The sequence below is a fragment of the Actinophytocola sp. genome (genome assembly GCF_036378875.1).
In the GTDB taxonomy this organism is placed as follows: domain Bacteria; phylum Actinomycetota; class Actinomycetes; order Mycobacteriales; family Pseudonocardiaceae; genus Actinophytocola.
Genome location: NZ_DASUVO010000149.1, coordinates 20,470 through 28,774 on the forward strand (window position 1 = coordinate 20,470; position 8,305 = coordinate 28,774).

Annotated in this window: 10 protein-coding genes; 5 read left to right on the top strand and 5 right to left on the bottom strand. The window is 69.2% G+C overall.

Features of this window, described 5'->3' with window-relative positions; genetic code table 11:
* Positions 1-13: 13 nt before the first annotated feature.
* On the top strand, positions 14-367 hold the full coding sequence (locus VF106_RS42115) for a hypothetical protein (protein WP_330845636.1): 354 nt from the start codon (positions 14-16) through the stop codon (positions 365-367).
* On the opposite strand, the gene VF106_RS42120 is transcribed toward VF106_RS42115, so the two are convergent.
* The 5 genes from VF106_RS42120 to VF106_RS42140 all read right to left on the bottom strand — a co-directional run bounded on the left by VF106_RS42120 (position 358) and on the right by VF106_RS42140 (position 5,155).
* On the bottom strand, positions 358-2,043 hold the full coding sequence (locus VF106_RS42120; RefSeq protein WP_330845637.1) for a GAF domain-containing sensor histidine kinase: 1,686 nt from the start codon (positions 2,041-2,043) through the stop codon (positions 358-360). The two genes, VF106_RS42115 and VF106_RS42120, sit on opposite strands and share 10 nt — an antisense overlap.
* Positions 2,040-2,741, bottom strand: a complete 702-nt coding sequence (locus VF106_RS42125; RefSeq protein ID WP_330845638.1) for a response regulator transcription factor — start codon at positions 2,739-2,741, stop codon at positions 2,040-2,042. The genes VF106_RS42120 and VF106_RS42125 overlap by 4 nt, the downstream gene beginning before the upstream one ends.
* 66 nt (positions 2,742-2,807) lie before the next feature.
* Positions 2,808-3,290 carry a TFIIB-type zinc ribbon-containing protein gene (locus tag VF106_RS42130; RefSeq protein ID WP_330845639.1) on the bottom strand — a complete coding sequence of 161 codons (483 nt, stop codon included), beginning with the start codon at positions 3,288-3,290 and terminating at the stop codon, positions 2,808-2,810.
* 97 nt (positions 3,291-3,387) lie between these two features.
* Positions 3,388-3,696, bottom strand: coding sequence for a MoaD/ThiS family protein (locus VF106_RS42135; RefSeq protein WP_330845640.1), 309 nt, complete (start codon positions 3,694-3,696; stop codon positions 3,388-3,390).
* A 61-nt stretch (positions 3,697-3,757) separates the two neighbouring features.
* Positions 3,758-5,155 carry a hypothetical protein gene (locus VF106_RS42140; RefSeq protein WP_330845641.1) on the bottom strand — a complete coding sequence of 466 codons (1,398 nt, stop codon included), beginning with the start codon at positions 5,153-5,155 and terminating at the stop codon, positions 3,758-3,760.
* 164 nt (positions 5,156-5,319) lie between these two features.
* Here VF106_RS42140 and VF106_RS42145 point away from each other — a divergent pair, with 164 nt between their 5' ends.
* The 4 genes from VF106_RS42145 to VF106_RS42160 form a co-directional block, all read left to right on the top strand.
* Positions 5,320-5,955, top strand: a complete 636-nt coding sequence (locus VF106_RS42145; protein WP_330845642.1) for a 3,4-dihydroxy-2-butanone-4-phosphate synthase — start codon at positions 5,320-5,322, stop codon at positions 5,953-5,955.
* A gap of 22 nt (positions 5,956-5,977) precedes the next feature.
* Positions 5,978-7,702, top strand: coding sequence for a sigma-54-dependent Fis family transcriptional regulator (locus VF106_RS42150; protein ID WP_330845643.1), 1,725 nt, complete (start codon positions 5,978-5,980; stop codon positions 7,700-7,702).
* 39 nt (positions 7,703-7,741) lie between these two features.
* Positions 7,742-8,191: a helix-turn-helix transcriptional regulator gene (locus VF106_RS42155; protein ID WP_330845644.1), complete on the top strand. Its 450-nt coding sequence runs from the start codon at positions 7,742-7,744 to the stop codon at positions 8,189-8,191.
* Positions 8,188-8,305 (top strand): VOC family protein (locus tag VF106_RS42160; RefSeq protein WP_330845645.1); only part of this gene is annotated, 118 nt, incomplete at its 3' end. The genes VF106_RS42155 and VF106_RS42160, both read left to right, overlap by 4 nt.

Consider the following 8,305-nt stretch of genomic DNA (forward strand, 5'->3'; position numbering starts at 1 on the left):
AGGAGGTGAACGCGTGATGCTGAGCCGGCTCGGCTCCGGCGGTGACGCGGACCTCGTGCGGCGGTGGCTGTCGGCGCTGTCGGAACGGGTGGGCGTCCCGGACGAGATCATCGTCCGCTACCACGCCGAGTTGGTCACCTTCTGCCGCGCCCGCGCGATCACCCCCGCTGTCCTCCTGCGGACCTGGCAGGACTTTCCGGAACTGACGGTTCGCCGCAGGCCGGATGCCTGCGAGGAACCGAGGCTGGGCCTGGAGAGTTTCCTGATCCACAATGGCGTCAACATCTTCGGCGACCTGGTGTGCCTGCCGGGCTGTCCCGAGGATCTACGCGCACAGGGCACACGGTTCCTCCCCGATCAGCCGTGAGATGGCAGCCTGACCTCGGCGACGGTGCCGCCGTCATGGGCACCGCGGACCAGCAGTTCGCCGCCCATGACCTCCGCGAGCTGGCGCGACACGGCGAGCCCGAGTCCTGTTCCCGGCGTGTCGTCGGCGCCCAACCGGTCGAACGGCGTGAACAGCCGGGCCAGCCTGTCGGCTGGGATGCCGGCACCCGTGTCGCGCACCTCGATGGTCGTGCGGTCGCCGTGTCGCCGCGCCAGCAGCCGAACCGTGCCGTCCCGCCGGTTGTACTTGATCGCGTTGGACAGCAGGTTGAGCAGGATCTGCCGTAGCCGCCGCCGATCCGCGCACACGGTCACGTCGTCGGACACGTCGACCTCGAGCCGGACCCGCCGGTCCGCGGCCAGCAACTCGACCACCTCGGCCGCCTCCCGCAGCAGCGGCGCCACCGGCAACGTGGCCGGAGCGAGGGCGATCGCACCCGCCTCGATGGTCGCCAGATCGAGCACGTCGTCCACAAAGGACAAGATGTGGTGCGCGGCCCCGGTGATGTGGCGTGCCGCGGCGGACCTGCGTTCCGCCGAGAGGTCCAGTGTCTGCAGTAGTTCCGCGAAGCCGACGATGGCCGACAGCGGGGTGCGTAGCTCGTGGCTCATCGCGGCGAGGAACTGGGACTTGGCCTGGCTGGTGCGTACCGCGGCCAACCGGTCCGCCTCGGCGGCGTTACGCGCGCGGCGCTCGGCCTCGGCCGCGTTGCGCTCGGTGACGTCGAGGACGTTGGTGCAGAGGTGGCGTGGCGCGCCGTCCTCACCGCGCACGACGGAGGCCGTCATCATCACCGCGACCGAGGTGCCGTCGGGCCGCAGGTACCGCTTCTCCAGCTGGATGTTGCCCGTCCTGCCGGTGGTGAGCCGGTGCAGGGCGGCGGATCCCGCCGCGACGTCGTCCGGGTGCGTGATGGCGCGGACGTCGAGGCCGAGCAGGCTGCTCTCGTCGCGGTTCACCATCGCGCACAGCGCGGTGTTGACCTTGTGGAACCGGCCGTGGAGATCGAGCAGCGCCATGCCGACCGCGTTGTCCTCGAACGCCCTGCGAAACCGCTCCTCACTGTCGATCAGCGCACCGAAGAGGAGGGCGTGCTCGATCGCGACGGCCGCGAGATGCCGGAACCGGGCGACCAGCTGGGTCTCCTGGCGCGTGGGCCGATGGGGTTCGTCGTAGTAGACGGCGAACGTGCCCAGGACCGTGTGATCACCGCCCAGGATCGGGCTGGACCAGCACGAACGCAGGCCGTGGGCCAGCGCGAGGTCGCGGAAGCCGTGCCACCGCCGGTCGGTGGCGATGTCCACCGCCACCACCGGCGCGGCCAGGTACGCGGCCGATCCACACGACCCGGCGTACTCCCCGATCGCCATGCCGTCGATGGCGGCGCTGTAGGTGGGCGGCAGACTCGGCGCGGCGCCGTGCGTGAGGGTGCGGGTCGTGCCGTCGAACAGCAGGATGGAACACCGGCTGGTGGGAATCAGCTGTTCCAGAGCCGTCGTGACCGCGGTGAGGACCGTGGGCAGGCGGGCGCCGGAGGACTGCAGCTCGAGGATGTCGGCCTGGTGGCGGAGCAGCTCGAGGCTGTCCCGATGACTGATCCCGTGTTCAACGGCTTCAATGCTCGGCGACAACGGTTCGCTCGCAAGCTCGCTCACGGCGACAACCGGTATCCCGCGCCGCGGACCGTGCTCACCCAACCCGGTTCGCCCGGCCGGATCCCGAGCTTGCCACGGAGCCGGTGCACGTGCTGGGTGACCGTCGCAGCGACCTGCCACGCGGCCGAGGAGTCCCAGACCTGCTCGAGCAGCTGCTCCCGGCTGAACACCTGCCGAGGTGAGAGCGCCAGGAAGTGCAGCAGGTCGAACTCCCGCGCGGTCAGCTCCACCCGCACGCCGTCGACGGTCACCTCCCGCGTCGCCGCCTCGATGGTCAGCCGACCGAACGTCAACGGTCCGTCCTGCCCGTTCCGTCCGATCCGCCGGAGTACCGACCGGGCACGCGCGGCAAGCTCCCCCGGCGAGAACGGCTTGACCAGGTAGTCGTCGGCCCCGAGATCCAGCCCGACGATGCGGTCCATCTCGCCTGCGCGGCCGGTCAGCAGAATCACGGGCACCGCGCTGACCTTTCGAACCCTGGTCAACACGTCAAGCCCGCCCAGCTTCGGCAGCCCCAGATCCAGCACGACCAGATCCGGACTGCTGGTGTCGATCATCCGCAGCGCCGACTCCCCGTCGCCGGCCTCCGCCACGGCAAACCCCTCGGCCGCCAGCTGCCACGACACCACGGTGCGCACCTGCGGGTCGTCGTCGACGACGAGCACGTGCTGCTGGCTACCGGAAGCGGCCCTGGTCACGACCGAATTGTGCGCGCCGGAAACCCGCGAGCGCGGAGTTGTCTCACATCGGGACAGTGGGGGCGGTCAGTCACCGAGCGAGGCACGAAGCCGACGAATCGCCCGCAGGACCTCGTCGCGGTGTTTCGCGGACTTCAGCCACGCCGGCAGCCGGGCGAGCATGCTCATCGAGCCAGGAAAGGCGCAACGCTCACGCAGCCGCGCGGCGACGTAACCCTCCAGCAGGTCCAGATGGGCCTCGTTGAAGGCCCACAGCGTGCGACCGCCGCAGCACTCGGCCCGCAACCACAACGGCACCCGGAAGAACGGGTCCACCGGACCGCCCCACATCGACGTGCCAGGCTTCGATGCCGCCGAATATCCGCAGCTCGGGCACGCGAGGCGCCGCGGCCACCACAGGACGTGCCGGCTTTCCGTCGGGCGCGGCACGTCCACCGCACGAGCCTCACAGCGGGGACACACGACGTGGATGACCTCTGCGGCCAGCTCCTGCAGCCTGGTCAGCGGGTCCTCGAAACGTTCTCGACCCACCATCCGCTGCGCGCTCATCCCGCCATTCTCCATAAGGAAACCCCGGCGGTCACCCGGATTTCCCGTGCCCACGCCGAAGGAATGTCCACCCTGAGGGGCGGACATTCCCGACGTGTCAGAACGGGTTGCGGCTGCCCATGGGGGCGGCGGCCGGGGCGGCCTCCATCACCGTGATGGCGACGATGGTGACCCCGTCCAGCGGTTCCTGTGTGGCGTTGTCCTGCGGAACCTTCTGGCCGTCCAAGGCGATCCGGATCCAGCGACTCGGTTTACCATCCTCAGTGGACAGTCGCCACATCAGCTCGGGATACGCCGAGGTGAGGTCGGCCCACAGCTCGCCGACGGTCGTACCCTCGGCCCGGACCACTCGCTTGCCACCGGTACACCACGCCATGCCGTGGGGTACCTGGACGTTGACTGTCATCGCATCCTCCTGGAATGCCCGCGGGGCGGGAGCTCCCCACCCGCCCCGCGGGCGGGTCGGGTCAGTGCCAGATCTCGTCGTGGTTGCGGATGCGGTCGGTGATGTAGCCCGGGACGTAGAACTTGTCGTAGTAGTCCACGTCCACGTTGTGCAGCTGGATCATGAAGTTGCACTGCATGGCGCTGAAGTTCACCGGGTAGCGGCCGTACTTCTCGACGTTGTGCCGCAGGTCGCGCTTGACCGCCTCGATCGTCCAGTCCTCGTAACGAAGCCGGGGGTTGCCTCGGAAGCTGTCGAGCTGTTCCTTCTTGAACGGCAGTTCGTCGAGCTCGGAACCGGAGGCGCCGCCCTTGCCGAAGAAGTCGCCCTTCTTCCCGTAGCGGTAGTCGACGACGGCGTCGACGAGCTCGTCGACGCTGTTCCACCACGGCGCCGGGAATCCCCAGCTCTCGAACACGCCCTCGCGCCCGAGTGAGTACCGCTGGCCGTTGACCTCGTTGTAGGTGAAGCCGAGTCCGTTGGCGATCTCGGGAAGGCTGCCGAGCACAAGGTCCTCGGCGAACCCGCAGAAGTTCCAGTAGCCCAGGCCGAGCGCCTCGGCCGCGAGCTTGGCGTTTCCGATCGCGTGCCCGACCACGTAGTCGCTGGCCTGCAGGCACAACTCCTCGAACTTCTTGTGCGGGTAGGGCAGTGTCAGGTTCTTGTGCTCGCGCAGGAAGTCCTCGCCGACGTTGGGTTCGCCGTCGTCGTCGACGATGTACCAGCCGGCCCACTCGTAGAACGTGAGCAGCAGGTTGATCTGTTCGAGAGCGATCTCGCCAACCGGGATGATGATCGTCGTGCCTGGCTTGTTGAAGTTCCACTGCCAGGCGCCCATCAGCCGGTTCGGCACACCCCATGACAGGTCGATGCGCTTCTCGGACAGCTGGATCAGGCCGTCCCGGTACCACTGGAGGATCTTGTAGTAGTCGTCCGGTCCCTCGATCTCGACCGGCTTCTCGCGCTTGCGGGTCGGCTTCCAGAAGAACGTGCCTCGGTCGTTGACCACGAAGAAGTGCACCTGGGAGTCGTTGCAGGGGCCCGGGATGGTCCGACCGGCCACGCACAGGAAGGTCGCCATGTCCACCCCGCACGGGAGGTCCATCACGATCTGACCGTTCGGGCCGCCAGCGGCCCACAGCACCAACGCCTCCTGTACCTCCGTCAGCGGCGTCGGGTCCTGTTGGGACTTGTACTTGAACTCGCCCTCCGGCAGGAACTGGGGCAGGCCGGTCGCCGGGTGGATCTCCGTCTCGCCCGTCTCGTAGGTGAACCCGCGACCGAACCTGCGGGTGCGCAGCTGGGACAGCAGCTGGAACACGGGCGGTGTGTGCTGAAACGCGCGGGTCAGGTCCGCCTGCTCCTTCTCGGAGAGCTTGACCTTGCCGTTTGTCTTGACGTCATAGGTGATAGCCGACATGAAGGGCCCTTTCGCAGAGCGTCCGGTGGCGCGTGCCAGCATCAGCGCCGTAGCTCACGGCGAGATGCCGCGGTTATCAACCCTCCGTCAACGAGGCCCGATTTGATGAACCGTTGACATGCGCGGACTACGTTCGGGTCCACTCAGGACCAACGGAGGTCGCCGTGACAGAGCTGGCGGGTGTCGACCGGGCGATAGCGGAGATCGCCGACGGCAGGCCGGTCGTGGTGAGCGGTGGGGACGGCGACCTCGTGTTCGCCGCGGAGCATGCCAGCCCGGAGCTGGTGGCGTTCACCGTCCGGCACACCTCGGGTTTCGTGTGCGTCGCACTGTCCGGTGAGGACTGCGATCGGCTGGAGCTGCCGCCGATGTACCCGCGCGTACGGCCGCGCGGCGAGGAGTTCACCGTCGCGGTCGACGCCCGTGACACCGGAACCGGCATCTCGGCCACCGACCGCGCCAACACGATCCGGCTGCTCGCCGACCCGCACGCGAGGCCACCGGACTTCACCCGGCCCGGACATATCGCCCCGATCCGGGCAGCCGACGGCGGCGTGCTGGAGCGCGCCGGACGTGCCGAGGCCGCGCTCGACCTCGTCCGGCTCGCGGGCCTGTCGCCGGCCGCGGCGCTCAGCGGCATCGTCTCGCGACGAAGCGTTGTCGACATGGCCGGTCCCGGTGAGCTGGCCGACTTCGCGGCCGAGCACCGGCTGGCCATGGTCACCACGGCCGAACTGGTCGCTCGTCGACGACAGACAACGGACCGTCCACTGTGCCACCATTGCGGAGCGGCTATCTGAACCCACGGACAACGAGGTCTGGATGGACGGGACGCATCAGGACGCGCACGTCGTCGAGCTGGCGCGCGAACGTTTTCTGGCAGCCGGGGCGGCACGCACGGATGTCGCTGTCCGCAAACAGATCCTGGCCTCCTGGCAACGGTCGCAGGTGGCGGGCATCGACGCCGACCAGTTCGACATCCCGTACGAACCCGACCTCGACTTCGGCGGTCGACTCGTCACGTGTGCGCAGCCGGTGCTGGACCGCCTGCAGGAGCAGCTGTCCGGGCTGGCCGTCTCGGTCGTGCTCACGGACGCCGACTCCCGCCTGCTCGACCGGCGGGTCGGGGAGCCCGACCTGCGGCATCAGCTCGACGACATCAACTTCGCTCCTGGTTTCAGCTACGCCGAGCACCATGCGGGCACCAACGGCGTCGGCACCGCCGCGGAGGGCGGCGGGGCGGTCCTTGTCGTGGGGGCGGAGCACTTCGCGAGCCGCCTGCGCCCGTTCGCGTGCGCCGGCGCACCCATCCGCGACCCGATCACCAGCCGGATACAGGGCGTCATCGACATCACCTGCCGTCAGGACGAGGCCACCGGCCTGATGAGCGTGCTCGCGCTGTGGGCCGCCCACGAGATCGAGCAGGTGCTGCGGCAGCAGGCAGGGGCAGGCGCGCGGGAGCTGCTCGCCGAGTTCCGGCTGCGCAGCGCGCGCACGGTCGACGCCGTCATGGCCGTGGGGCCGGACTTCGTGATCGCCAACCGGGTGGCCGAGTCCCGCCTCACCGCGAACGATCGTGAGCAGCTGCGGCACCGGGCGCGGGACATCGCGCAACACCGTTCCGCCCCGGATGTCCGGTTGCTCCTGTCTGGCGGCGAGGCGATGGTCCGCGCTTTCCCGGTACACACCGACTCCCGGCCGGCGGGCGTCGTACTGGAGGTCACCAGCCTGCCGCCGGTCACCGCACGTCCCAGGATCGGACCCGCCCGTTCGCTGCCCGGCCTGGTCGGCTCGTCGCCCTCGTGGAGCGACTACTGCCAACGACTGCGTCGCGCGGCCGCCAGTGGGGTACCGGCGTTGGTCGCCGGCGAGGCAGGGGTCGGCAAGCTGGCCAGTATTCGCGCCGCGCATGCCGAGACACGGCCGCAGCGACCGTTCGTCGTGGTCGACGCCGGCGAAGGAACCGCGGACGCCCTCGCCAACGGGGCCACGGTCGTGCTGCGGCACCTCGACGGTGGCACCATCGACGAGTTGCCGCCCGGACATGTCGGGGATGGCTGGCTCGTGGCGACGGCGAGCAGTCCGACCACCTCGCCACTGAACGGACTGCTCGGCGCGTTCCGGCTGTCCTTCACCGTGCCGCCGCTGCGCCACCGCCCGGGAGACATCGAACTCCTGATCCCCGAACTGCTGCGCCGGCTTGCACCGGGACGGCAGGTGGCGTGCTCGGCACGAGCCACCCGCGTGCTCCTGGGCTGTCGATGGCCGGGCAACGTCGCGGAGCTGGAACGAACGTTGCGCCGGGCGCTCCAGCGTCGCCCCGTCGGTGACATCGACGTCGCCGACCTGCCGGCCGACTGCCTGACGAGCAGCAGTCGGCGGAAGCTGTCGCGTCTGGAGATCGCGGAGCGCGACGAGATCGTCAGCGCGCTGTTGGAAGCCGACGGCAACCGGGTCAGGGCGGCCGCGGCACTCGGCATCGGACGAGCGACGCTCTACCGGCGGATGAGCGCGTTCGGTATCGAGTACGTCGGCAGGCAGTCGTAGCGGGCTCGGCCCACCGTCGTTTGTGGCACGATCGCCGATGTGACCAGCAGACCCGTCTCGCCCGAACGTCTGGCGGACCTCGCACGGCTGCGTCGCGTCCGCGACCGGATCGACCGGGAGTACGCGCAGCCGCTGGACGTCGAGGCGCTCGCCCGCGGCGTGAACATGTCGGCCGGCCACCTGAGCCGCCAGTTCCGGCTGGCGTACGGCGAGTCACCGTACGGCTACCTGATGACGCGGCGCATCGAGCGCGCGATGGCGCTGCTGCGCCGGGGCGACCTCAGCGTCACCGATGTCTGCTTCGCGGTCGGCTGCTCGTCACTGGGCACTTTCAGCACGCGCTTCACCGAGCTGGTCGGCGTGCCGCCCAGCATCTATCGGCGTGACGGCGCGCACACGACTGCGGGGATGCCGCCGTGCGTGGCGAAACAGGTGACCAGACCGATCAGGAATCGAGAAGCGCGGGTTACGGAGCCGCACCTAGAATGACTCGCATGGACATCAAGATTCACGCGAGCTTCCTCCCGCATGACGACCCGGACGCCTCCCTGGCCTTCTACCGCGACACCCTCGGCTTCGAGGTCCGCGATGACGTCGGATACG